Source organism: Streptomyces sp. NBC_01471 (assembly GCF_041438865.1).
In the GTDB taxonomy this organism is placed as follows: domain Bacteria; phylum Actinomycetota; class Actinomycetes; order Streptomycetales; family Streptomycetaceae; genus Streptomyces.
Map to the genome: position 1 here is coordinate 1300340 of NZ_CP109450.1, position 23196 is coordinate 1323535.

Annotated in this window: 22 protein-coding genes and 5 pseudogenes; 26 read left to right on the forward strand and 1 reads right to left on the reverse strand. The window is 69.5% G+C overall.

Features of this window, described 5'->3' with window-relative positions; translation table 11 throughout:
* Positions 1-10: 10 nt before the first annotated feature.
* From OG285_RS05695 to OG285_RS05815, 25 genes and pseudogenes are all read left to right on the forward strand, one after another.
* Positions 11-646, forward strand: coding sequence for a hypothetical protein (locus tag OG285_RS05695; protein ID WP_371793459.1), 636 nt, complete (start codon positions 11-13; stop codon positions 644-646).
* 141 nt (positions 647-787) lie between these two features.
* Positions 788-1891 (forward strand): hypothetical protein, encoded by a 1104-nt coding sequence (locus OG285_RS05700; protein WP_371790359.1) that lies wholly within the window; start codon positions 788-790, stop codon positions 1889-1891.
* Positions 1892-1990: 99 nt separating this feature from the next.
* Positions 1991-2767 (forward strand): hypothetical protein, encoded by a 777-nt coding sequence (locus OG285_RS05705; RefSeq protein ID WP_371790360.1) that lies wholly within the window; start codon positions 1991-1993, stop codon positions 2765-2767.
* A gap of 34 nt (positions 2768-2801) precedes the next feature.
* Positions 2802-3023, forward strand: coding sequence for a hypothetical protein (locus OG285_RS05710; protein WP_371793460.1), 222 nt, complete (start codon positions 2802-2804; stop codon positions 3021-3023).
* A gap of 137 nt (positions 3024-3160) precedes the next feature.
* Positions 3161-4366: an AAA family ATPase gene (locus tag OG285_RS05715; protein WP_371790361.1), complete on the forward strand. Its 1206-nt coding sequence runs from the start codon at positions 3161-3163 to the stop codon at positions 4364-4366.
* Positions 4363-6162, forward strand: coding sequence for a hypothetical protein (locus tag OG285_RS05720; protein ID WP_371790362.1), 1800 nt, complete (start codon positions 4363-4365; stop codon positions 6160-6162). Before OG285_RS05715 ends, OG285_RS05720 begins: the two co-directional genes overlap by 4 nt.
* 144 nt (positions 6163-6306) lie before the next feature.
* Complete coding sequence (locus OG285_RS05725) at positions 6307-6861, forward strand: hypothetical protein (RefSeq protein ID WP_371790363.1); 555 nt, start codon at positions 6307-6309, stop codon at positions 6859-6861.
* Positions 6862-6939: 78 nt separating this feature from the next.
* Positions 6940-7449 carry a hypothetical protein gene (locus OG285_RS05730; protein WP_371790364.1) on the forward strand — a complete coding sequence of 170 codons (510 nt, stop codon included), beginning with the start codon at positions 6940-6942 and terminating at the stop codon, positions 7447-7449.
* 118 nt (positions 7450-7567) lie between these two features.
* The gene (locus OG285_RS05735; RefSeq protein ID WP_371790365.1) at positions 7568-8839 is read left to right on the forward strand and encodes a hypothetical protein; all 1272 of its coding nucleotides are present in this window, start codon (positions 7568-7570) and stop codon (positions 8837-8839) included.
* A 282-nt stretch (positions 8840-9121) separates the two neighbouring features.
* Complete coding sequence (locus OG285_RS05740) at positions 9122-9682, forward strand: hypothetical protein (RefSeq protein WP_371790366.1); 561 nt, start codon at positions 9122-9124, stop codon at positions 9680-9682.
* A gap of 205 nt (positions 9683-9887) precedes the next feature.
* Positions 9888-11673 (forward strand): annotated as a pseudogene (locus OG285_RS05745) (type IV secretory system conjugative DNA transfer family protein).
* Positions 11670-11900, forward strand: coding sequence for a hypothetical protein (locus tag OG285_RS05750; RefSeq protein WP_371790367.1), 231 nt, complete (start codon positions 11670-11672; stop codon positions 11898-11900). Before OG285_RS05745 ends, OG285_RS05750 begins: the two are co-directional and overlap by 4 nt.
* Positions 11897-13066, forward strand: a pseudogene (locus OG285_RS05755) (DnaB-like helicase N-terminal domain-containing protein). The gene OG285_RS05750 and the pseudogene OG285_RS05755 overlap by 4 nt, the downstream one beginning before the upstream one ends.
* 55 nt (positions 13067-13121) lie before the next feature.
* Positions 13122-13712, forward strand: a complete 591-nt coding sequence (locus OG285_RS05760; RefSeq protein ID WP_371790368.1) for a hypothetical protein — start codon at positions 13122-13124, stop codon at positions 13710-13712.
* A gap of 16 nt (positions 13713-13728) precedes the next feature.
* Positions 13729-13884 (forward strand): annotated as a pseudogene (locus tag OG285_RS05765) (DNA methyltransferase); the annotation flags it as partial.
* 121 nt (positions 13885-14005) lie between these two features.
* Positions 14006-14911: pseudogene (locus OG285_RS05770) on the forward strand (DNA cytosine methyltransferase); the annotation flags it as partial.
* Positions 14912-15067: 156 nt separating this feature from the next.
* On the forward strand, positions 15068-15658 hold the full coding sequence (locus OG285_RS05775; protein ID WP_371790369.1) for a DUF4913 domain-containing protein: 591 nt from the start codon (positions 15068-15070) through the stop codon (positions 15656-15658).
* A complete protein-coding gene (locus tag OG285_RS05780) occupies positions 15655-16425 on the forward strand; it encodes a glycosyl hydrolase (protein ID WP_371790370.1) in 771 nt (256 codons plus the stop codon). The genes OG285_RS05775 and OG285_RS05780 overlap by 4 nt, the downstream gene beginning before the upstream one ends.
* The gene (locus tag OG285_RS05785) at positions 16422-16892 is read left to right on the forward strand and encodes a hypothetical protein (protein WP_371790371.1); all 471 of its coding nucleotides are present in this window, start codon (positions 16422-16424) and stop codon (positions 16890-16892) included. The genes OG285_RS05780 and OG285_RS05785 overlap by 4 nt, the downstream gene beginning before the upstream one ends.
* Positions 16889-17557, forward strand: coding sequence for a hypothetical protein (locus OG285_RS05790; RefSeq protein ID WP_371790372.1), 669 nt, complete (start codon positions 16889-16891; stop codon positions 17555-17557). The genes OG285_RS05785 and OG285_RS05790 overlap by 4 nt, the downstream gene beginning before the upstream one ends.
* Complete coding sequence (locus OG285_RS05795) at positions 17554-18381, forward strand: large ATP-binding protein (RefSeq protein WP_371790373.1); 828 nt, start codon at positions 17554-17556, stop codon at positions 18379-18381. Before OG285_RS05790 ends, OG285_RS05795 begins: the two co-directional genes overlap by 4 nt.
* 23 nt (positions 18382-18404) lie before the next feature.
* Positions 18405-19106, forward strand: coding sequence for a winged helix-turn-helix transcriptional regulator (locus OG285_RS05800; RefSeq protein ID WP_371790374.1), 702 nt, complete (start codon positions 18405-18407; stop codon positions 19104-19106).
* A pseudogene (locus tag OG285_RS05805) lies at positions 19052-19423 on the forward strand (IS30 family transposase); the annotation flags it as partial. The gene OG285_RS05800 and the pseudogene OG285_RS05805, both read left to right, overlap by 55 nt.
* A gap of 690 nt (positions 19424-20113) precedes the next feature.
* Positions 20114-20554 (forward strand): hypothetical protein, encoded by a 441-nt coding sequence (locus OG285_RS05810; RefSeq protein ID WP_371790375.1) that lies wholly within the window; start codon positions 20114-20116, stop codon positions 20552-20554.
* Between the two features lie 190 nt (positions 20555-20744).
* Complete coding sequence (locus OG285_RS05815) at positions 20745-21113, forward strand: DUF6233 domain-containing protein (RefSeq protein WP_371790376.1); 369 nt, start codon at positions 20745-20747, stop codon at positions 21111-21113.
* A gap of 5 nt (positions 21114-21118) precedes the next feature.
* Here OG285_RS05815 and OG285_RS05820 read toward each other — a convergent pair whose 3' ends face one another.
* A complete protein-coding gene (locus OG285_RS05820) occupies positions 21119-21316 on the reverse strand; it encodes a hypothetical protein (RefSeq protein WP_371790377.1) in 198 nt (65 codons plus the stop codon).
* A 186-nt stretch (positions 21317-21502) separates the two neighbouring features.
* Here OG285_RS05820 and OG285_RS05825 point away from each other — a divergent pair, with 186 nt between their 5' ends.
* Entirely contained in the window at positions 21503-23167 is a 1665-nt protein-coding gene (locus OG285_RS05825) for an IS1182 family transposase (RefSeq protein WP_371790378.1), read from the forward strand.
* Positions 23168-23196 lie beyond the last annotated feature (29 nt).

The window sequence follows — 23196 nt, forward strand, 5'->3', positions numbered from 1 at the left end:
CACCGTGCCCCTGGCATGGCAGCAGCACGTGCCGGCACTGGCCTCCGCCGCAGACGGCATCAACCAGGCGTCCGATGCCTGGGACGCGGTCTCGGACTCCTACTGCGACGACGACGGCTGGCCCATCGATGAGAAGGGCTACGCGGACGGCAAGGTAGCGCGTGATGCCGAAGCGTGGAAACACGTCGAGGTCTTCCTCGCACACGGCTCCGAGGTGCTGGCCGGTGTCCGCGCCGCCGCCTGCGGTCTCGACTATGTCGAGGGGCCGGTCAGCGAGGACCTGCGGCGGCTGCGCGGCATCGACACCACCCTGGAACGCGCAGGCCAGATCCAGCACGAGTGGGATCAGGTCATGACGCTCATGGACGCCTCTCTCCCCGGCTCGCGGGAGATCTACGCGAGCCGGGCGCAGGAGATCCGCAACTCCGAAGGCTGGCACTACGCGAGCGAGTTGTCCTTCCAAGGCCCCGCCCTCGCCCGCGCGGCCGACTACCTGGCCACCCGGATCGACCGCGAGCAGCCCGCGCAGACCGAACGTGCACAGGTGGCCCTCACTCGTTCCGCCCCCGGCAACCGCGGGGCACCACCCGTTTCCCCTCCTGCGGCGCCCGCGTCGAATCCGACGGCCCCGCGCCGTTCACGCTGACGCCACTAACACGGACTTCCGGCCGGGCCAAACCGCGCAATGGCTGGATCCTCAACGAACGCCACCACCTCTGCCCGTTCCCGGTCGGCGACGGTTTCGCCCCCGTCGCCGCCGGGGCGGCCTGTCACAAAGAAGCCCCCCATGCGCCCTGATCAGAGCAAGGTCACCCTCCGACGCGAGGGCACGTACGTCACCGCACGCACCAGCACATCGGAATATGAGGACGCGTACAGCCACCTCACCCTTCCGCTCCGCCAGCGGGGCCTGGAGTGCACCGTCGAGTACGGCCTCAGCGACTACATCGTCGTCGCCACGCTCCCGGACGGCAGCTCCCTGATCATCTCTCCACCACAGGAACCACCGACCGAGCACCCGCCCGGGTTCCCCGAGCACTGGATGGTGACCCGTCATCCGGGCAACGAGCCGGTTGAGGGGGTCTACGACTCGTTGCTCGATGGCCCCCCTGCCCCGCACGCGGGTGACGTCCCAAGTCTGCTCGCCACCGTCGACGCGCGCCTGGACCAGCTTGGGGTGCCCTCGCGCCCGGAGCAGCAACAGGAGCACGACGCCGACGCAGTACTCCATCGTGCGGGCTTCGTTGCTGCCGTGGCGCTCTCCGGTGAGCGCCACCACAGGCTGCCCACGGCCATGACCGACCCGGCCGAGCAGCGGCTGGTCGTGACCCGGGCCTTCGACATGCTGCACGCCGAGGGCTTCGACGTCTCGTGCGACCCTGCCCTGCTGGAAAGCGACCTGCCTCCCGCCCAGGTCCCCGAAATGAGCTTCGGCGACCGTCTCGGACATCTGGCCGACTCCATCCAGGCATCGACACATACGCGCGAAGTAGTTGCCGCGCTGAGCGAACTGACCGCCCCGGACGACGGAGTTCTCCAGCGGGTCGGGGAGATCCTCGGCACGACAGCCGACTGGTGGGAGGGGCTCGGCGACGCGAGCGATACCCACCACGTGAGCCGTCTAGGCTCCATCGCCCAGATTCTCGACTCCTACGCGACCCAGATTCGAGCGCTACGCGGCGACCTGGCCGACCGACACACCGCGCACCCCGACAAGGCCCCGGCCCGGGGGGACCGGATCAGCTTGCGGGAGCCTGTCTCTCCCCGCGTGAACGCTGCTCGCGCAAGCTCGCCGACCGCACGGCGCACAGGCCCAGCACCACTGCCCGCGGATTCAGCTGCACGCCCCCCACAGCCGCCCTCGCCGCCGCCGTATTCACCCGGTCGCTGACCTCTCCCCACCTCTCGGAGTACGCCATGCCCCGCCCCAGCAGAACCACCACCGCCCTCGACCACCCCGCTTCCCGAGCCCGCACCGGATGGATCCGCCATGCCCGAACCCGAGCACGACCAGCTTCCCCACATCGCAGTCGGCCACCACCCCGACTTCGGCATCATCGCCACCAACCCCCGGCAACTCGCGGCTAGCGCATGGATGTTGAAGGGATTCGACTTCCATCCCGTCCCCGGACACTCCGCGTTGTACGCGCTGGCCGACCAGCAGAGCGATGGGCAGGGACGTGCCACCCGGGCCGTTGCTCTGCTGCGCAAGGCCGGCTATCGGGTGGATACGGACGTCGCGTTCGATTCCTCGCTCGCCTCCGGCCCCGGGCCAGTCCGCGACCGGCCTCCGCGCGTGGAGCCGGACGTCGCTTTCGGCGAACACCCCCAGCTCGGCATAGTCGCCGCCACCGCCGACCAGTCTTCCGCTCTCGGCGGCCGAGCCATCCTGGAAGAGCACGGCTGGCGGCACGATCCGGCCCTGGACATCTACAGGCTGCCCAGTGGCACTGACCGCGGCGAGGCCCTCGGAAGGGTCGCCGCCGCCACCCTGTCGATGCAGCAGTCCGACTTCCAGGTGGCCGTGCAGCCACACCTCGCTCAGGACGTAGCCGCGCGCCGCCCTGCCACACCCACGACGGCGGCGCACTCCGGCCGCCGTAACGGGCCCGCCGCCCGGACGTCTCCCATCAGCGCCGCCGCGCTCGCCGCCAGTCCCGCTCGTGCGGGCATGCCCGGCAGGGCGCCGGTGCCGGCACCCGCAGCCTCAGCTGCGGCGGCCCACCCGGTGGACCCGCGCGTCGCCTTCTCCCGCCACCACCGATAGGAGATCCGCCTTGTCCGAAGCACCAGAGCCGTTCATGACGATCCGGCACACCATCACCGGCGAGATCACCACCACCGGCTACAACGCCGCCGCCCGGCGGATCCTGCTCCATGCCGGCTTCGAAGAGACGCCAGGCTGCGCCTGCCGAGCGACGGAGCCCGGTACGGAGCGGACGTACGGGCCTGCTCGGCAGCCAGCGAGCTGCTCGTCGCCGGGCATCCCCTGCCCCTGGACCGAGCCCTCGGTCGGCCGGTGAGCGCCGACGGTACGCACCGGTTGGCCCGGTCGCCGATGTCGGCACAGTCCGTGAGCCGCTCCGAGACCGGCCAGCCCCTCCAGCCCACGCCAACCCCGCCCGCCCCCCTACCTGCTACCTGTTGAAGGAGCCTCGTTGTGACCACACCCGGACCGCCTACCAGTCCAGCGCGCACCAAGGGCGGCGAACTACGGGCCAAGGTAGCCCGGCTACTGGCCGACCGGCCGGCGGACACGATCACCATCGGGGACATGGCCAGGCAGCTGGGCCACTCCCACGGCGCCGTCCGCAACGCCGCCCTCACCCTGGTGCGACGCGGCGAGGCCGACCAAGGCGGAACCGGGCAACCGGAGTTCCGCGCGAACGCGAAGACTGCCGCAGCCGCGCAGACCGCTGTGATCAGCCCACCGGGCACTCACTCTCCCCGCGCTCAGGCGGCCATGGCCCGCACGACCATTCCCGCAGCAGCCACGCCGAAGCAGACCGGCCCGATCCGTCGCGCGGGGGGTCAGCTCTACCACCCCCGGGAGCTGGCCGATCTGCCCGACGTCGAGGCGCTGAATCGCCTGCGCGACGCCGACGTGCCGGTGCTGCTCTACGGCCCTCCGGGCACCGGCAAGACGAGTCTGGTCGAGGCGGCGTTCCCCGACCTGCTCACCGTCGCCGGTGACGGCGACACCGCGGTCGGCGACTTGATCGGCGAGTACACACAGGACGACGGCGGAGGCTACGTCTTCCAGTACGGTCCGCTGGTTACCGCGATGACCGAGGGCCGCGCCCTGCTGATCGACGATGCCACCTTGATCTCACCAAAGGTCCTGGCGGCGCTGTATCCCGCGATGGACGGGCGCAGGCAGATCCAGGTCAAGGCCCACAAGGGCGAGACCATCAAGGCCGAGCCGGGCTTCTACGTGGTGGCGGGCCACAATCCCGGCGTCCACGGCTCGGTGTTGACGGAGGCGCTCGCGAGCCGGTTCAGCGTGCAGATCCAGATCGGCACGGACTACGACCTCGCCAAGGCGCTGAAGATCGATGCCCGGGCGGTCCGGGTCGCCCGGCACCTCGCCCGCCAGGTCGAACTCGGCGAGCTGGGATGGGCCCCCCAACTGCGGGAACTGCTCAGCTACCAGAAGACCGAGGCCGTCCTCGGCACCAAGGCCGCGCTGGCGAACCTCGTCGGCATCGCTCCTGTGGAGGATCGCGACGCCGTCGCCGACGCCGTCATCAAGGCTGTCGGCGTCAAGAAGATCGCGCCCCTCACCCTCGGCAAGCAGCTCCCCGCCTCAGCCGCCCGGCAGCCCCCGGGCAGCACCGGCTCCGCACAGCGGGGCCGCTCGCGATGAGCGCCCACCACCACGTCCAGTCCCCCGCCACCACGCCGGACGACGACGCCGACCTCGCGCGCTGGGACGACGACGGCGCCCCGCCCGCGCAACCCCGTTTCTCCCCGGACGCGTGGCTGCGCGTGGGAGCCGAACTCGGCGACCGGCTGGTCGACCTCTCCGGCCGCCAGGACCTCCTCGTCACCTGCCGCCCCGGCACGCGCAGCGGCGCACCGGCCGCGTTCTTCCCCACGCTGGGCGAGGTCGAGTTCGACGCCCGTTTGTTCGCCCCGCTGAAGCCCCACGAGATCCATCCGCGGATCGTGGGCGACGAGGAGCGGTATCCCGCTGCCTGGGGAGTGGTCGTCCACGAGGCCGCGCACGCGGCCCACTCCGTCTGGACGGAGCCTGCCGGAGCGAACCCCCGTGTCGTCGAGGCCGCGCTCCTGCTGGAGGAGAGCCGTGTCGAAGGCGCACACCTGATCACGCGGCCCACGGACCGTACGTACCTGCGCACCAGTGCCCGCACCCTGGTCATGCCCGACATCGCCCACCCCACCCTCCAGGGCATCGAGCACGCCGCCGCCGTGGCAGCCCTGATCCTCGGCCGCCGTGACGTCGGCATCCTGGACGCTGGCGAGACCCGGGCCGTCGCCGATCTGTGCGAAAAGGTGCTGGGCGCAGACCTGCTGGCCACACTCACCCGCCTCTGGAACGCAACCCACCGTTGCGCCGACCACGACGCCCGGAGCATGCTCGCGCACGCTCAACAATGGTGCGACGCTCTGGACGCCGCTGCCCCCGCCCTGCCCGTGCCGGAGAACCTCACCGATCTGCTGTCCGGCGCCGTGGGGGTCGTCATGGACAGCACGGCCGCCACCGACGCCGCCGACCTCGCGGCACAGGCCGCAGCGACCAACGCCATGGCCGCGCAGTCCAAGTCGCAGGCTCAGGACCGAGCCCAGCGGGCCGGCCAGCGACGCCAAGCCGCCGCCACCGCCAAGTCGGTCTTCAACACCCGTGCCACCACCGTCAACCCCGACGGCACACCGGCGCCCTACGGCAACCCGGTCACCGGCACCCGCAGGCCCACCGCCGCCGAGCAGAGTGCCGCCGCGCGCCTGAGCCGCGCCCTGCGTGCCGCCGCCTACCGCGAGCAGACCGAGGAGCGGACCACCAGCCCCACCCCGCCCGGCCGCCTCAACATGCGCGCGGCCCTCGCCCGCGACGCTCAGCGCGCGGCCGGGTCGGTCCCCACCGCGGAACCGTTCACCCACACCCGCCGGCGCAGCTCGCCCACCCCACCGCTGCGTGTGGGTATCGCCGTCGACGTCTCCGGCTCCATGCGTGCCGCCTGCGCGCCCGTCGCGTCCGCTGCCTGGATCGTGGCACGCGCAGCAGCCCTGACCGACCCCGACTCCCGCACCGCCACCATCGCCTACGACACGCACTTGACCGCATTGACCCGACCCACCCACCGGGCACCGGAGCGCGTGACAACGGTCGGCGCCAACGGCAGCAGTCACAACCTCGCCAATGCCCTGGACGCGCTCGACCACGGCCTCGAACTCAGCCGCCCCGGCGCCGGCCGCCTACTCGTGATCGTCACCGACGCCATCTACACCCCCGACGAAACCGCTCAAGCCGTCACCCGCGTCAAGCAGCTCACGACCGCCGGCTGCGCCGTGCTCCAGCTCACCGTCGCCGCGGAGTCCCGCCACTTGCCGGGGACCACCTTGCTGCACCTGACCCAGCCCTCCAGCGCTCCCGCCGCCATCGCCACGGCGGCCACAAACGCCATTCGAAGGACACGCTGAGACGACGCAGAAGGCGGAAGCGTCCCCGAGACCACCGCCAAGCACTCCAGACCACCTCCGTCCGCCGCACGAGTCGTGCATCTGATGCACGACCCTCCGCAGCGACGCAGGCCACCACCCCAACCGCCAACGAAAGGACTCGATATGAAGCCCCAGACCAGCAGCCCGACCTCGAACGTACCGCCCATCAAACGGAATTCCCCGGGGGTGAAGACCATTTGGCAGATCACCTTCTCCTGTGGACACGAATCCGAGCGCGACCTCTCCGGCCGAGCGGCCGACCGTCGCGCGGGCTTCGCCGAGTGGCTCGCCAAGCAGGAATGCACGGATTGCTGGCGGGCCGCGAAAGACGGCGACGAGCAGGACAAAGCCGCCTGGCTGAAAGCCAAGCGTGCCGAAGAGCAGGCCGAGTCCGATGCCTGGTCGCAGCAGTACCGCATGCCACCGCTCGAAGGGTCCGAGCGCGCGGTTGCCTGGGCTGTGCGGTGCCGTCACCAGGTCCTTGCCGCCGCCTACAGCGCCCTGGTCCTCGAAGGCGACACCAGCGAGACGGAATGGGAAGCGATCGAGGAGTCGACTCGCGCCATTACCCGCGCCGGATGGTGGATCGACCAGCGCTCCTCCGAGCCGGGCGACCTCGCCGAGCTGCTCCAGGCCGCGACCGAAGCCGACCGGCCCACAGAGAACCCACACTTCTGACCGACCGGGTGCCCCGCCCCGGTGGGGCACCCCGGCTTCGCTTCCCCTCCCCCTCTCCTGCCAGATTGCGAATGCTCCATGCCCGAGTACCCCCTGCGCTGCGATGTACGGCGCACCGAAAGCACCACAGACTTGCTTGCCGAGCTCCACCGCAGCGATCCCGGCTTCTCCCCCTACCTGCTCACCGCGTGGTCGCCGGATCTGACAGCTCAGGACGTCGTGGTCCTACCCGACCTGGCGAGGCTGCTCGACGAGCCGCTCACCCTGCAAAAGCCCCGGGCCGGGCAGGCTGCTGCCCAGCGGCTCACCTGGCACTGCGCGATCCGGGACACGATCGGCGTGGAACTCGATGACAGCGACTGGTTCGAGCTGACCCGAGAGGTTCTCGACGCCACGGGTATCGAACCGGACGACGACCCCGCCGCCTGCCGCTGGGTTGCCCTGCGCAACCAGGCCAACGGCCTCGACATCGTCGCCACCGTCATCCGACAAGACGGCCGCTGGGCGCGCCTTCACAACGACGCCTACTTCGCGCGGTCCGCCTGCGAGAACTTCGCCTACGACTACGGCCTCGATGAGCCTGAGTGACTCACCGCGCTTACCAGCCTTCTCCGGCCGAGCCAAACCGCCGATTCCGCGGATCCTCTCTTCCTGAGCGCCCGATCAGCGGGGCTCCCGTTCGCCACTTCCCTTCGAGGTAGACGCCGTGATCGCCCATCTGCACCGTGCCACCGACACCGTCGGCCTGCTGACATATCTGTTCGGGCCGGGCGAGCGCGGCAACCACGCCAACCCTCGCCTGGTTGACGGTGACTGTCACGGCGCCCCGATCGACGTACTCACCGACTCCTTGCCGCATCTGGCTCACGCCCTCGATGCACCCGTCGAGCGCCTCTGGGCCCGCGCGCCCGAACGGCCCGTGTGGTGCTGCTCCATCCGGTCCGACCCTCGGTACCCGGACCCCACCGACTCCCAGTGGGCCGACGTTGCCCGCCGGGTGGTGGTGGCCACCGGGATCGCGCCGGATGGCGATCCGGAGGCGTGCCGGTGGATAGCCCTGCGCAACCAGTCCCGGCAGGTCCACGTCGTGGCCACGCTCGCCCGAGAAGACGGAACCCTCCATAACGCTTATCGGGACGCCTTTCACCTGCAGAGCGAGTGCCACCGCATCGCCGCCGAAATCGGCCACCTGCCCCCCGCTCCCAGCCCGACACTCGACGCCCAGGAGATCCACATGCCTGCCCCCAACATCACGATCGCCGTCGAGCCCAGCGGCAGCGTCTCGGCGAAGGGCGCCAGCGATGACCTGTCCGCCACCCTCCTCAAACACGCTGGCTTCCAGCAGATCCAGGACTGGCACGGCCGCCGCCACCGCCTCGCGACCACCACCCCGCCCGCTGACCGAGCCGCGATAGCCACCCACGCAGCCGAGATGCTCCGCGCCGCTCGCTACAGCGTCGACCTGCCCCCGGACCTCGACACCAGCCGGCTGACCACTCCGGCCAACCCGCTCGGGCCGTACGCCGCCGGAGCGGAAATCCTGCGGCTCACCGACCAGATCAGGGCCGCCGAGACCGGCGCCGAACTTCTGCAGGTCCTTGATCACCTCATCCATCCCGAGCACGGCGCACTGGAACGTGCCCGGGAAGCGCTGGAGGCGGCCAGCGAGCAGATCACCGATCTCGACGACGAGGCATACCGGCTCTCCGAACGGTTCGGCTTCGCCGCTGAGTTCGTCAGCGCAGCTGAGTCGGAACTCATCGACTCAGAGGTCGAGTTGCGTCTGGTCGGCAACTCGCAGCAACTCGTGTCCCGGGCACGAACCCAGTCCCCAGCGTCCCCCGGCCCGCGAAGCGCAGCTCTCGCCACATCGCCCGCAGCGGCCACGGCCAAGGCCTCATCGACGCTCGGAGCCGGAGTGCCGGAGACCGGTTCGGCCGTACGCCCGTCACCGAGCCCCGGCCCCCGTACCCGGTGACCCCTGTGTTCCCCTCTCGCGATCAGTCCGACGATCTGTCGCGCACGTATCTCATGCGGGCCGCCGATGCTCTGGCCAGCGCGACGGCCACCTACGCGATCCGGCTCATGGTTCTGGTCACCACCGGTTCCACCGTCCCTTTCCGAAGAACTGACGCTGACGACCCCGCCGTGAGCCCGCCAGTCGGCAGAACGGCCACACGGTGGACTATCCCGTACACGCAGTTGGGGCGCTGACTCCCGCCCAGCCGTCCATACCCAGAACCGCCTTCGAGGAGCGACTGTGCCCAAGTCCCACCCGCGCATCGGCGAGGCCGTCGCCGCCGCTATGCGGCACAACAGCCGCCTTGCCCACGACGGCAAGGCGGCCAGCCCCGATACGCCGCTGCAGGTCCGCCACCTGCCCCATCCGTCTGCCGACCCGCACTCCGTCCCGGGGATGATCGTCCGGCTCACCGAGACCGCGACACCGGACGAGGTCGCCGAGATAATCGAAGAGGTCAACAGCGCGCTGGTCGGAGCCCTGCCGCAGCTGACCGAACTCGTCGCCGTAGCAGCCGACTGGACCCGCGTCCGCCTCAGCTTCGACGGCCCAGACCACAACCCGACCTTCGAGACGTGGACTCTCCTGGCCGCCGTCCACGTGATGCTCCGCGAAGCTCAAGAGGCGCTGGAGAGTGCCGTAGACGGGATCGCGGCACGCCCCGCCACGCACGCTGGCCCCCGTCACCACGAGAGGGTCAACGTCCTTCGGACCAGGCAGCTGCTCAACGATGTTCTCGGTGCCGAAGCGGTCAGGGAACCCGAACCGGCCTCCCAACGGAGCCCGGAGGGCGGTCGGTAGCGCGTCGCCCGTACCTCGTCCCCGCGGGCTGCCGCCCAGCACACGGCACCCTCGTCGGACAATCCGGACTCTCCGTTCGGCGCACCGCCGCCCCGAACGCGGCGCACCCGATAACCCGCCTCCCCTGAAAAGGAGATACCTCAATGACCTGCAGAAGAGCGCCCCGCGCCCCGCCCTTCGTTCGCGCTCACCTCCTGGACACACCATGCCCGCACCACGTACCAGCGCGCCCTCGACCACCGGCACCGACGCGCTCCTCTACCTCCTGTTCGCCGTCCTCGGTATCGTCCTCGCCTTCGGATCGCTGGCCTGGCTGACCGGCAACCTCACCAACAGGTCCGTCAGCACCGGCCCCTGGACCCCGTTCCAGCCCAGTGACGCGCTGCTGCACCCCGACGCGCTATGGCCCCACCTGAGCCCCACCGCCCTGCTGGTCGGCGCGCGGATCGTCCCCGGCCTGCTGTCCGTCGGGCTCGTTATCACCATCCTGATCTTGTGGTCGCGCATACGCGGCGGCCCGAAGAACGGCCTCGCCCGCAAGGACGACCTGGCCCCTCTGCTCGACAAGGAGATCACCGCCAAGGCCCGGAGCCTGCGGCCGAGCCTGAACGGCCAGGAGTGTAAAAGAGGTCGCTCCCGCCGACAGGGGGATCCTCGTCGGCACACTCTCACCCGGCCACGCCGAGGTCCGTGCCTCGTGGGAGGACGTGATCGTCGCGATCATGGCCCCGCGTTCCGGCAAGACCTCCGGACTGGCCATCCCGGCGATCCTCGCCGCTCCAGGTCCCGTACTGCTGACCTCGAACAAGGCGGCGAACGACGCCTTCACCGCCACCGTGGACGCCCGTGCTGCGGTCGGCGCGATCTGGGCGCTCGACCCGCAGCAGATCGCGCACTATCCGCGGGAGATGTGGTGGGACATCCTGGCCGACGCCCGCGACCTCGCCGGAGCGAAACGCCTCGCCGGACACTTCGTCACCGCGTCCGCGGACGATTCCAGCGGCTCCGACTTCTGGTCCACCGCCGCCGCGAACACGCTGGGTGCGCTGTTCCTGGCCGCGGCGAGCCGCCGACGCCCGATCACTGACGCCCTGGCCTGGCTCGCCACCCCATCTGACCGCACGCCGGTCGACCTGCTCACCGATGCCGGCCACCATGCGGTCGCCGCCCAGCTTCAGGGCACCGTCAGCGGGGCCACCGAAACACGTGACGGCATCTACGAGACCGCGCGGCAGTACGCGAGCTGCCTGCTCGACCCCGACGTCGCCGCCTGGATCACCCCCAGCACGGACGTGCCCGAGTTCAAGCCCTCCGCGTTCGCCACCTCCCGCGACACGCTGTACCTGCTCAGCAAGGACGGCGGCGGCTCCGCTTCAGCGATCATCGCGGCTGCCGCCGACGCCGTGATGCGCGCGGCCGTGGTCGTCGCCGAACGCACCGGCGGACGGCTCGACCCGCCCGCCCTGTGCGTCCTCGACGAGGCCGCCAACGTGTGCAAAATCGGCGACCTACCCGATTTGTATAGCCACTTGGGCAGCCGGGGTGTCATCCCGATGACGATCCTGCAGTCCTACCGGCAGGGTCAGCGGTGCTGGGGCGAGGCAGGCATGGACGCCCTCTGGTCCGCAGCCACGATCAAGATCGTCGGAAGTGGCATCGACGATGCGGACTTCGCCGACCGACTCAGCAGGCAGGTCGGGGACCACGACGTCCAGACCACGTCGGTGTCGACCAGCGACTCCGGCAAGTCCACCTCGATCAGCATGCGTACCGAGCGGATCCTGCCGCCGGACGCGATCCGCGCGCTCCCCAAGGGGAAGGCACTGCTGCTGGCCACCGGTATCCGGGTGGCCATGATCGACCTCCGGCCCTGGTACAAGGAGCCCTCCGCCAAGGTGGTCGGCCCCGCTTCGGCCCGTGCGACGAAGGTCATCACCGAGCGAGCCATGGCCAAGTACGTTGACAGCGACGACTTCGGGCTCTCCGCATGAGCGCGCCCACGTCCCGGTTCGGGCGTCTGGTCCGCTCCCCGCTCGTTCGCCGTGACGGTCAGTGGTGGCTGGTCAGCAGCGCTGGCTCGGTCCTCGCCACCGACCCCGCGTTCACCAGGACGCTGGACGGCTTCGCCGCAGCGGTGGCCGCTGCCGACCAGGCTGTCGCCAGCCTGCACCCCCGGCCGGACGAGTACCCGGCTCCCGACAACGGGGGGCAGCGATGAACCCGCTGAAGGGCGCCGAACAGGCGGTGCTCGGCTCGGTCCTGCTCGAACCCCGCCAGCTTGCGCACCTCGACTGGCTCGCACCGGAACACTTCTACCGGCCGGTGCACCAGGCGCTGTTCGCCGCGCTGCGCAAGCTGCGGGCCGACGGCCATCCCGCATTGACCACCAAGGACACCGTGCCGCTGTCGTGGGTGACCGATGCCGTCGACGAGGCCAGCAGCCACGTCCGGGGGCTGACCTCGGTGTACGCCCACACCCTGATCTCGGCCTGTCCGCGTCCCGGGCACGCTCCGGTGTACGGGCGCATGGTGCTGGAGGGCGCCATCCACCGCACGGTCACGGAGCACGCGATCCGTCTCCACCAAGCTGCTCGCGCCGATGCCCTGCAAGGCCAGGTGGAGGGAGCCCTGCACTACGCGGACGTACTGACCGGTGTGCTCGGCGACCTCGCACGACGCTGGGGGGCAGAACCGCACCCGGCCGCTCCCTCCAACTCGCCCACCACTGCCCCGGCCGTACCACCGCCAGCCCGTGCAGTCGAGGTTGCCGAGGACGAACGGTTCCTCCTGTCAGTCCTCGTCGAGCAGCCGAAGGCGGTGGACGAAGTGGTCGGCTGGCTGAGGCCGGGCGACTTCGCCGACCCCGCCCACGGCCAGCTCTACCGCTGTCTCGGCGCGCTGCATCACCGGGGCGAGCCCATCGACCGGATCACCGTGCTGTGGGAAGCCCAACGGCGCGGCCTGCTGGCCGACGGCACGCTGTCCAGCGAGCAGCTCACCTCGATCAGCGACGGGGTCGGCTCCGGCAGCGCGGAATGGCTCGGCGAAAAGGTCATACGGTCCTCCATCACCCGCACGGCCGCCTCCTCCGCACACGCCATCCGGACACTGGCCGAGAACGAGACGCTGTCCCCTGGTCGCCTCATCAGTCACGCACTGCACGCACTCGGCCCGCTCGACGAGGTGCGCGCCCGCTGACAAACCGCGACCGGCACCGCACCGACGCTGCCGACTACCGCCCCGCCTCGCGAGGACGCCCCCGTGGCCCGGGTCCGTGCCGCCCTCTCCCGCAGCGCTCCTGGACCGGCGGAACCGCCACCGGATCACCCAGGCCCGGCCGCCAAACCGGCAGCCACACGATCCCCCTCGCGCACTCACAGCTGACTCGTGTCCGACCAGCCCAGATCACCCGTCTTGACCCCATCCCTTGGAGCACACCGTGAACAACACGCCTCTTGCTGATGGCCAGGCCCTGCGCGCCACCGCGTCCGCCTTCGACGCTCTGCGCGGCAAGCTGCCCGTACTTGGAGACCGCCACCGATCACCCGACACCGTGACCCTCGCACGCCAGATCTCCCAGCTTGGAGCATTGATCACCACCCTGGGCGACCAGGTCCTCTTCCGCGCCAACGCAGAGAACCAGGCTCCCCACACCGCCCAGGTGATCAACAGCTTCGCTGACGCCGTGGGACCTGCCGGACGGGCGGCGTCCGCTCTCGGAGCAGCGGCCCACCAGCTCTCCTTCCTGGACCTGACCGAGCATCTCCGCGATCAGCCCCATGCCCGGGGTGCTCGGGAAGTTGCGACGCTGGTGATAGGCAACGCGCTCGCCATGGCGGACACGGCCCTCCGCGATACCGCTGACTCCCTTCACGCCGCGTCGGCGACGGTTTCGCCTCAGTCCGAGCGGCTCCGGGTCGCCCGTGCCGGCTCCCCCCTCGCCGACACCGCCGCGCAGTCCGGCCCGGACACCGTCGTCGTGGCCACAGCACATCCGGTGCAACCGCACGTCAGCACTCGGGGACGCTGACATGGAAACCACCGTCATGGGGCCGTTGATCGGCTCGCTCTGTTCCGGGTATGGCGGTCTGGACCTTGGAGTCCAGGCCGCCGTCGGGGGCTCCGTGGCCTGGCACGCCGAGATCAGCCCCGATGCCTCACGCATCCTGGCCCGGCACTGGCCCGGCGTGCCCAACTTGGGCGACATCACCAGGGTCGACTGGGCGCGGATTCCGCGGGTGTGCGTTCTGACGGCGGGCTTCCCCTGTCAAAGACGTCTCCGTTGCCGGCCGTCGGGCCGGACTCAACGCTCACACCCGTTCCGGGCTGTGGCTGCATGTCGCGCGTGCGGTCGAAGCCCTCCGTCCCTGCCTGGTGGTCATCGAGAATGTCCGAGGACTCCTCACCTCACGCGCCGGTTCCCCTGGCGACCTGGAACCCTGCCCGTGGTGTCTGGGAGACGACCCAGCCCAGCCTCCTTTGCGGGCACTTGGTGCCGTACTCGGATCCCTGGCCGACCTCGGGTACGACGCACGGTGGCTCGTGCTTCGCGCATCCGATATCGGAGCCCCGCACCGCCGCGAGCGGACCTTCCTCGCCGCCTGGCCCACCGAGCGCCCTGCTCAAGACTCCGACCAGCAACATCGGCAAGAACGGCGGCTCCCAGCACCCGTCGAAGAGGAAGAGCGGGGGCCACGGGCCGAACCTGGCCGACGAGGTGGAGTGGCTCCTGCTGCCGACCCCGAAGGCGTCGGACGGCATCAAGGGCTCACCCAACCAGCGTCACGGCAACGTGGACATGACCCTGCCGAGCGCGGCGGCTTCACTGCTGCCCATGGCGCGGGCCAGCGGCAGCGGCACTCCGGGCCGCCATCCGGGTCAGGGCCGACGTCCGCCGACGCCGTCGGTGGTTCTGCCGCTGTGGGCGGAAACCTGTCAGGAAGCCGGACACCCGAGGGGCGGTGGGGAGCATACGGATCGGCCATCACCCGATGGGAGATCCTCACCCGCCCCGCTCCGCCGCCCACTGATACGGGCGGGCGTCTGCGTGCCGATTTCGTGGAGTGGATGCAGGGCCTGGAGCCCGGCTGGGTGACCAGTACTCCGGGTCTGGGCCGACCCGCTCAGCTCACCGCGCTCGGTAACGGCGTCATCCCTCAACAGGCTTCCCGAGCAGTGCGGTTGTTGGCCCCGCCCTTCCCGTTCTGCCCACGCTGCACAGGCCACTAACGCGCTCCACTACCGCCATTCTCCGGCCGGACCAAATCGGGGAATCACCGCATCCTCTTGACTCATCCCGACCTTCGAAAGGAGCACCGCCGTGACCTCCAGAAGAGCGTGCCGCACTTCGCCCCCGCCCTGCACGCACACTCCCTTGGATCCGCTATGTCTGAACCCAGCAAGGCCACCTCCGAACCGTTCCGTGTTCCCGACGACGATCTAGATGATCTCGCCAGCACCCTCGCCAAGACCATGGCCGATGTACGTCAGCACGGTGTCATCCTCGACCGCCTCGGCTCCGAACCCGGCGAAACCACCAAGATCGCCAGCGACGCCCTGGCCGAAGAATCGTCCGCCCCCGGCACGGCGGACGGCCCCGCCTCTGTGTTCATCCTGGCCCTGGGCGGCGAGGCGTACGACGTGGAACTGGCCGCGCTCAGCGACTGGGTGAACTACCTGTTCCTCCCCGTCTACGGGCGGGAGATCAGCAGCAACCGGCCCTGGTGTTCCCAGTGGCACGAGCACTCCGAAGCCGTGGCCCGGCTGCACGCGCTCTGGCTCGCGTGGCAGCAGCTCACCGACGCCGAGGCGGGGATTTCCGGCCCCTCGACGTGGCACCGCGACCACCTCGACCAGGCGCTGGTGCATCTCCGTGCTCCCGACGGGCCGTTCGCCGCGTGCACGACGAGCCCGACCCGGCCCAACCACCGTGTGCTGGCCACCCCCGCACCCGAGCAGCTGGGGCCGGCGGCATGAGCGACGAGCCCGACTTCCGCATCGATGGTTTCGAGCCCGCCGATACCGATTCTGAGTACGCGGAGCAGCGTTTTCAGTCCGGCGACCTGACCGTCCTGGCAGAACACCACACCACCCCGAACCGGTCACACAGCTTCATCGTCGCCCACGACCGGTCGGTCACCTGGGGTATCCCCGGCGAGCCGCAGGTAGCCGCCTTCGCGGTCGTACGGGACCTCAGCACGAACACGTTCACCATCGAATCGGCTTACCACGCCACCGTGTCCTTCGCCCAGAACTGGTTGATCGAGCGCGGTTGTCCCTCCGAGCGCATCTCGCGCGTTGGGGAGGGCTTCATGAAGCCAGCGGACTACGTCACCGACCGTGTCGAGAAACAGATCCGGACGTCGGGCACGCAGTACGAGGTCCTCGACACCGATTCCACGGACTACGACCCGTGTGAGACATGGACGTTGGCCCGCGACTCCTACGCCGCGCAGGCACCGATTCGGGTCTTCCTCGAAGAGGGAAGCTTCGACACCCACACCTACACGATGCGTGAGGGCGCCTTCGCGGACGAGGGTGCCGCCCGGCGCTGGCTGGACGACCGCAGCGGTCCTTTGCCGGAGCCACCGGAATACCGCGACTACGCCGCCGCGATGCGAGCCCGCGCTGCCCTCAACCGCTCCGCCCGCTCCTCCGCGATCCCCACGGCCGGGTTCCTGATCACCAGCACCGCGCCGTCCGCGAACACAGCCCAGCATCCCAGCCCGCGGAGGCCGATGTGAGCCGCGCACGCTTCGCCTTCGCCGCGCACCCGGACGCCATCGCGGATCTGCGCGAACTCCCCGATGACATGCGCGACCTGGCGCTGCTGGAACTGCAGAGCCTGGTCCACGGCAGCGACGACTGCCTGCCCCTTAAGGGGCGTCTCGCGGGCTTCCACAAGGTCTACGTCGACCCGTCCGTCTCCTACCGGATGGTCATCCAGTTCCGCCCAGCCCCGCCCAACTCGCACCACAAGCGCGAGGTGTACCTCGTCGCCGCCGGCAGTCGGAAGGACTACGCGGTCTACCGCTCGGCCCACCTGCGCACCGGCCCCCACCAGGACGCCGAGACGGATTCGGCGACCGAGGCGCGTGTGCGGGCCGCTCGCTCCCGCTCTCCCCACGCGGTCGACCAGACGACGGCTCCCCCGCCCGCAGCAGCCCAGCCCGCCACCGTCGCCACCTCCCGAAAGGTTTCCCAGCGATGACCGCCAACCGCACCTCCATGGCCCGTACCGAACTCGCGGGCCTCCTCACCGGTGCCGCGCAGAGCGTCTCCGGGATCCTCACCGCCGAGTACCCGACGGCCGCCAGCCGCTCCTACCTGCACCCCGTCCTGGGAGCACTGGCCGCCGGCCCCCTCGTGGTCCGCGAGTTGAACAACCGGCTCGAAGGGTTCGTCGCCGACGAGCCGCTCCCGGCCACACCAGCGGGTCTCTTCACCCTGGCCTCCTACGCCTCCGCGCTGGGATGGCTCACCGAGTCCCTCGCCGAGCTGACCACCTCGGTCGACCGGATCTGCACGCGCGTCGGCATCCCCGCCCAGCCGCCGGACCCGGCCTTCGCCGGGCCCCTCAGCGGGGAGCGGGACAGCGAGTTCGACTTCGCCTTCAGCGCACTGGAGTTGGCGGCTATCCGCACCGCCGCAGAAACCGCCGGTCTCACGCCGGGCCACTACGTCGAGGTGCTCTCCGAGTCCCTGCTCGCAGCCTCCCGGCTCACCGACGCCTGCATGGAAATCTCCAGCGGCCTCCTCGAAGACGCCGCATACGTCCTCGGCGAAGCGACCGACCACGTCTGGATCGACGACGGCCCCGACAGCCTGCCCACCCTCGTCCGCACCCTGCTCGCCCGGATGGGGGCGACGGAATGAACTCCCCTGACCCGACTCAGCCGCCCGGCGCACACCTCGTTGCCGAGCTGCTCGGCGTCGAGAACTTCTGGATGCTGAACACCTCGTATCGACCAGATGAGCCGCTCTACCGTGCCGCGACTCGCGTCATTGGGGCAGCCCACGAACTCAATGAAGTGCACAGCCGAGTCACCCATGCCACCCAGAGCGCCCTCGGACTGCTCGAACCTGTCGGTCGAGGCGAGTTCAACGGATCGCCCGCCTCGTACACGCCACTGCGGTTCGCGGTCCGACAGATCGGGCGGCACATCTCGCAGCAGAAAGAAGCCTACGAGCGGCTCAGCCAGTCGATCCTCGCGTACCGCGATCTCCTGTCCCAGTCGGACGATTCCCAGGCAGCGAACGGAAAGTCCAGCAACCTGGGCAACGATCACGGCTCCGGCCGAGTGGATGACTGGGACATCTCGGGTGATCGCCAGCTCGGGGCCCTCGAAGCCGTCGAGGCCGGCGGACTGCGATTTCACCAGAGCGGGGTGTACGGCTTTATCTATCTCTCCGACGGGCGGGGCCTGCGCCCCCATTCGGAGGTCTGGCCCCAAACCGTCCAGCGGCTGGTCGCCGACGGGCTACTGGACCAGGACACCAGCGAGGGACTGTACCGGCCTGGGCAGCTTCTCTCGCTCACGCCGCAGGGCGAGGCCGCTCTACGGGAGGCACGTACGGCCACGGCGCGTATGTCCGCCGCCCTCAGCCGCAGCGCCTCCGCGACGGCCTCCGGCGCCTCCGCCGATCCAGCCGCCGCACCCGCAACAAGCTCCGCCACCAAGCCGTCCCGCTCCCGCTGATACCTCCAGAAAGGACGTCCCCCATGTCCGCCCCCGCACAGCCCTCTCCTTCCTCGATCGGCTCGGTCGATGCCCAGCGGGTCGAGGACGCGCTTCCCCTGCTCGCACCGAAGTGGACCACCTGGTCGGCGCAGACCCTGGCACAGCAGGACCACCCCATGCGTGTGCGCGACGTCGCCGCCAGGCTCCCCTTCGTCAGCGAGCAGCTCGTCAGCAAGCGGCTGACCCAGATGCACACGGACGGACTGGTCACCCGGACCGACGGCCGCCTCCGTGGCCCGTACCAGCTCAGCGCCATCGGCGAGTCGCTGTCCCCGGTGCACCGCGCCCTGTCGGACTGGTCGCAGGCCACCTTGTCGCTCGGCGGCAAGGTGGCCGGTGCCGAACGTGTCGAGGACGCTGTGCGGCGTCTGCACCTTCGGCATTCGACCGCCGTGATCCAGGTCCTGGACGCGGGCGGCCCCATGCGGTTCGTCCACATTGCGGAGGAGGCCGACCTGGACAACGGCTTCACCCGGCAGCGGCTCAACCGGCTTCAGGCCGATGGCCTGGTCGCCCGTACCGGACCGCGCCACGGCGACCCCTACGTCCTGACCGACGCCGGACGGGCTCTCGGCCCGGTCTACGCGGCCGTCGAGCACTGGAGCAACCCCGCCCCCGCACGGAAGCACATCTGCCCGGCGGGCACACCGCCGAGGAAGTCCGCGACGTGCTGGTGCCCTTGATCCAGACCCTGCCCGCACACCTGCGCGGTTCACTGACCTGGGACCAGGGCTGCGAGATGGCCGCGCACAAGCAGTTCACTATCGCCACGGGAGTGCCAGTCTACTTCTGCGATCCGCACTCCCCCTGGCAGCGCGGATCCAACGAGAACACCAACGGCCTGCTGCGGCAGTACTTCCCCAAGGGAACCGACCTGTCCATGCATAGCGCCGCAGACCTCCTCGAACACGTCTCTCAGCAGCTCAACGGCCGACCACGCAAAACACTCGACTGGAGAACCCCAGCCGAGCGCCTGCGTGATCTACTGACGACCACGTAAGCCATCAGGTGTTGCGAGGACCCCTAGAAACCGCCAGGTCGGACTCGGGCCATTGGTGTGCGCAGGGGAAGTGTCGTTGTCCAGGGCGGTGTTCAGCGGCCCGGTGACCCTCGCGCTTGCCGCGCACCGGCTGGAGTGCCGACGAACCCGCTGGCTGCCCACGGCAGAGTTGCGTCTGCGCTACGCGACTGTGGACTTTGCCCACGCGGTTCTCGAATCCCCCGTGGCGATCGCCGCAGAGGGCGCCCTCTTCGAGTTCCCCGAGGGGCAGCCGGTGCCAGAGCAGGATCTCGCACGCACCCGCGACGCCGCAGTGCGGATGGCCTCACTGCGGGGAGTGGACACGGCCCATCTCGTCCTCGCCGACGTCGACCTGTCGAACTGCCTGTTCACCGGGGCCGTGCATCTCGACCAGGTGCGGCTGGAGGGTAACTGCACCTTCGCCCAGGTCCCGCCCGGCACACACTGGCGGCGCTGGCACCCCATCCGTTTCGCCAAGCGGCGCACCCTCGCCGAAGAACACCACTGGCGTGCGAACCAGCCAACAGCAGTCCAGGGTTGGAACACAGCGGAGGGTTCCGCATATGCCGGGCCATTGCAACTGGCCCCGGTCTACAGGGCACTGCGTAAGTCTTTCGAGGACGGGAAGCACGAGCCAGGGCAGCTGACTTCTACTACGGAGAACTGGAGATGCGCCGTCACGCCGACGACATTCCGAGGGGTGAGCGCGGTCTGCTCCACACGTACTGGCTGCTGTCCGGCTACGGCCTGCGTGCTTCCCGAGCCCTCGGCTGGCTCGCCGCCGCCATGCTGATCACCATCACGCTGCTGATGGGATTCGGGCTACCCCAAGAGTCCCCGAAGCAGGAAGCGACTGGCACGGTGCCACCCGGTGGAGGCAGCGTCACCTTCGAGATCGAGAAGGACGCCCCGCGGAACCCCACCGGGAACAGGTTCACCGACGAACGCTTCGAGAAGGCCCTGAACGTCACCCTCAACTCCGTGGTCTTCCGCTCCAGCGGGCAGGACCTGACCACCGTCGGCACCTACGTCGAAATGGCCTCCCGGCTCCTGGAGCCCACCCTCATCGCCCTCGCCGCCCTGGTCGTCCGCGGACGCATCAAACGCTGACCACTCACCACCGGGCGCTCGGCAAACCGCAGCTTTGCCCATCACCTGCCGCGCCGCCCCGAAAAGCCGACTTGCACTCGCCCGTGCATGCATCGACTCAGTCTCAACGGCAGACGCTCAACCTTCTGTGGAACAGAACATGACAAATAGAATTTTCAGGCTCATAGTTCGCTGAGTTAATATCGAATATATGAGCGAATGGTCGGCGGCCTCGGAGGCCGAGCTCCTTGAGTTCCATCGCCGAGTTCAGGTGCAGGATCTGGCTCGGATGGACCACTGGCTCGCCGAGGCGCGGCAGCGAGAGGCAGAGGAAGAGCTGCGCCGCGAGCGTGCGGCACAGCCCCCGCCCGAATGGATCGCCGCTCGCGACCGGGTTCAAGGAGCGGTCACCGTTCACACGACGCTCGGAGACCGCGCGGACATCTGCTGGGGGATCAACGTCGACTACATGCGCACCAAAGCCATCAACCGTGCGCAGGCCCTTCAGGCGCTGACAACCGACGGCGCGACGCCTTGCGAGAAGTGCCGGCCGGACACCGTCCTCGGGGTGCTGGAATGACAGAGTCAGAGCACGCTGGAGGCACGACACCGCAGGTCACCGTGTATACACCGCACCCGTCCGGCGGCCGCCGTGTACGTGCCGGCGCCGAAGACCTTGGGGTTGCCCACAACCGGAAGGACGTCTCCGAGTTCTTGCGCAGGGCGGGCCTGGAGGACGTAGACGAAGACCTCGTTGCGACGAGCCCACTGATCAGATGGCATGGTGGCGGTCCGGATGCCTGGCCAGTGTCCCAGTGACCTCGTCCTCACCCTCGGCGCCCTCATTAGGAAGACGGCCCACACCCTCCTATGGGACGCTGTTGGCGAATAGGGTCTGTCGCGTGACGTCGGCCTTCGAGACTCAGTTGTGGTCTCGAAGGCCGACGTTGCTGTTTGGGGTGGGTACGCGTGTCGATGAGGCCGCAGGTGTCGGGAGACGTTCCGGTGGAGACCGTGCGGGTGGCACGGGCTGCGTTTCCGAAGGGCAGCCTGGCAATCAGGGTCCGGGACGAACTGGGGGCGCTGTTCCAGGACGAGGACTTCGCCGGTCTGTTCCCGGTGCGGGGCAAGAATGCCTGGTCACCAGGCCGGCTGGCTGTGGTGCTGGTGTTGCAGTTCGTGGAGAACCTGACGGACCGGCAGGCCGCCGAGGCGGTGCGGGCACGGATCGACTGGAAGTACGCGCTCGGACTGGAACTCACCGACCCGGGCTTCGACTACTCGGTTCTCTCGGAGTTCAGGGACCGGCTGATCGGTGCGGACGGCGGCCGGGAGATCCTGGACGGCATTCTGACCGCGGCCCGGCTTCGGGGACTGATCACCGCCGCCGGCAGAGCACGGACAGACTCCACGCACGTGCTGTCTGCGGTGCGTGAGCTGAACCAGCTTGAGCTGGTTGCGGAGAGTCTGCGGGCAGCCCTGAACGCGGTGGCCCGCGCCGAGCCGGGCTGGCTGAGTGAGTGTGCCCGGCCGGACTGGTTCAGGCACTATGCCACCCGCGCCGAGGAATCCCGTTTCCCCAAGGACCGAACCAAGCGCACGCGGGTCTACGAGCGGATCGGCGCCGACGGCATGCACCTGTTGCGGAAGATCTGGGCGGACGATGCTCCGCCAGGACTACAGAAACTGCCCGAGGCGGAGATCCTGCGGCAGGTGTGGATCCAGCACTTCCACCTGGTCGACGGCGAGGTGGCTCGTCGAGGCCCAAAAGACCGTCCGCCGGGCGCCACGCGCCTGGCCACCCCGTATGACCCCGAGGCCCGCAACGGTGGGAAGAGGGACGTGTTCTGGGACGGCTACAAGGTCCATCTGACCGAGACCTGCGAGCCGGATACCGTCCACTTCATCACCAACGTCGCCACCACGACCGGTGAGGTCAGCGATGACCGCATGGCCGCTGTCGTCCACCGTGCCCTCGCCGGACGGGACCTGCTGCCCGGTGAGCACTGGGTGGACACCGGCTATGCCAACGGTCCCGCGATGAGCGCAGCCCGCCAGGATCACGGCGTGGACCTGCACGGACCGCTCAAAGCCGTCACTTCCGCCCAGTCCAGAGGTGAAGCGGCCTTCGGACAGGATGCGTTCAGCATCGACTGGGACCAGCAACAGGTGACGTGTCCGGGCACTCACACCAGCACTGTGTGGCGTCAGGCCATGTCACAGCGAGGGACGCCGGTCATCCGCGTCCAGTTCTCCCCACGCGACTGCACCCCCTGCCCGCAGCGGCCCGACTGCATCAAATCGAAGCCCGGCAGCCGCAAGCTCATCCGCCGCGACCTCACCCTGCGGCCCCGCAACGAGTACGACACCATCCACCAGGCCCGGACTCTCCAGCAGACCGATGGCTGGAAGGCCCGTTACAAGATCCGTGCCGGGGTCGAGGGCACCATCTCCCAAGGCGTCCTCGCCCAGGGCCTGCGCAGATCCCGCTACCGGGGCCTGGCCAAGACCAGCCTTCAGCACCAGTTCACCGGCGCGGCGATCAACCTCGTCCGCATCGACGCCCATCTCACCGGGACACCACACGCCCGCACCCGCACCAGCCACCTGGCAGTACTTCGCCCCACCGAATGACATCGGTGGGGCGAAGCAAGGCCCATTCG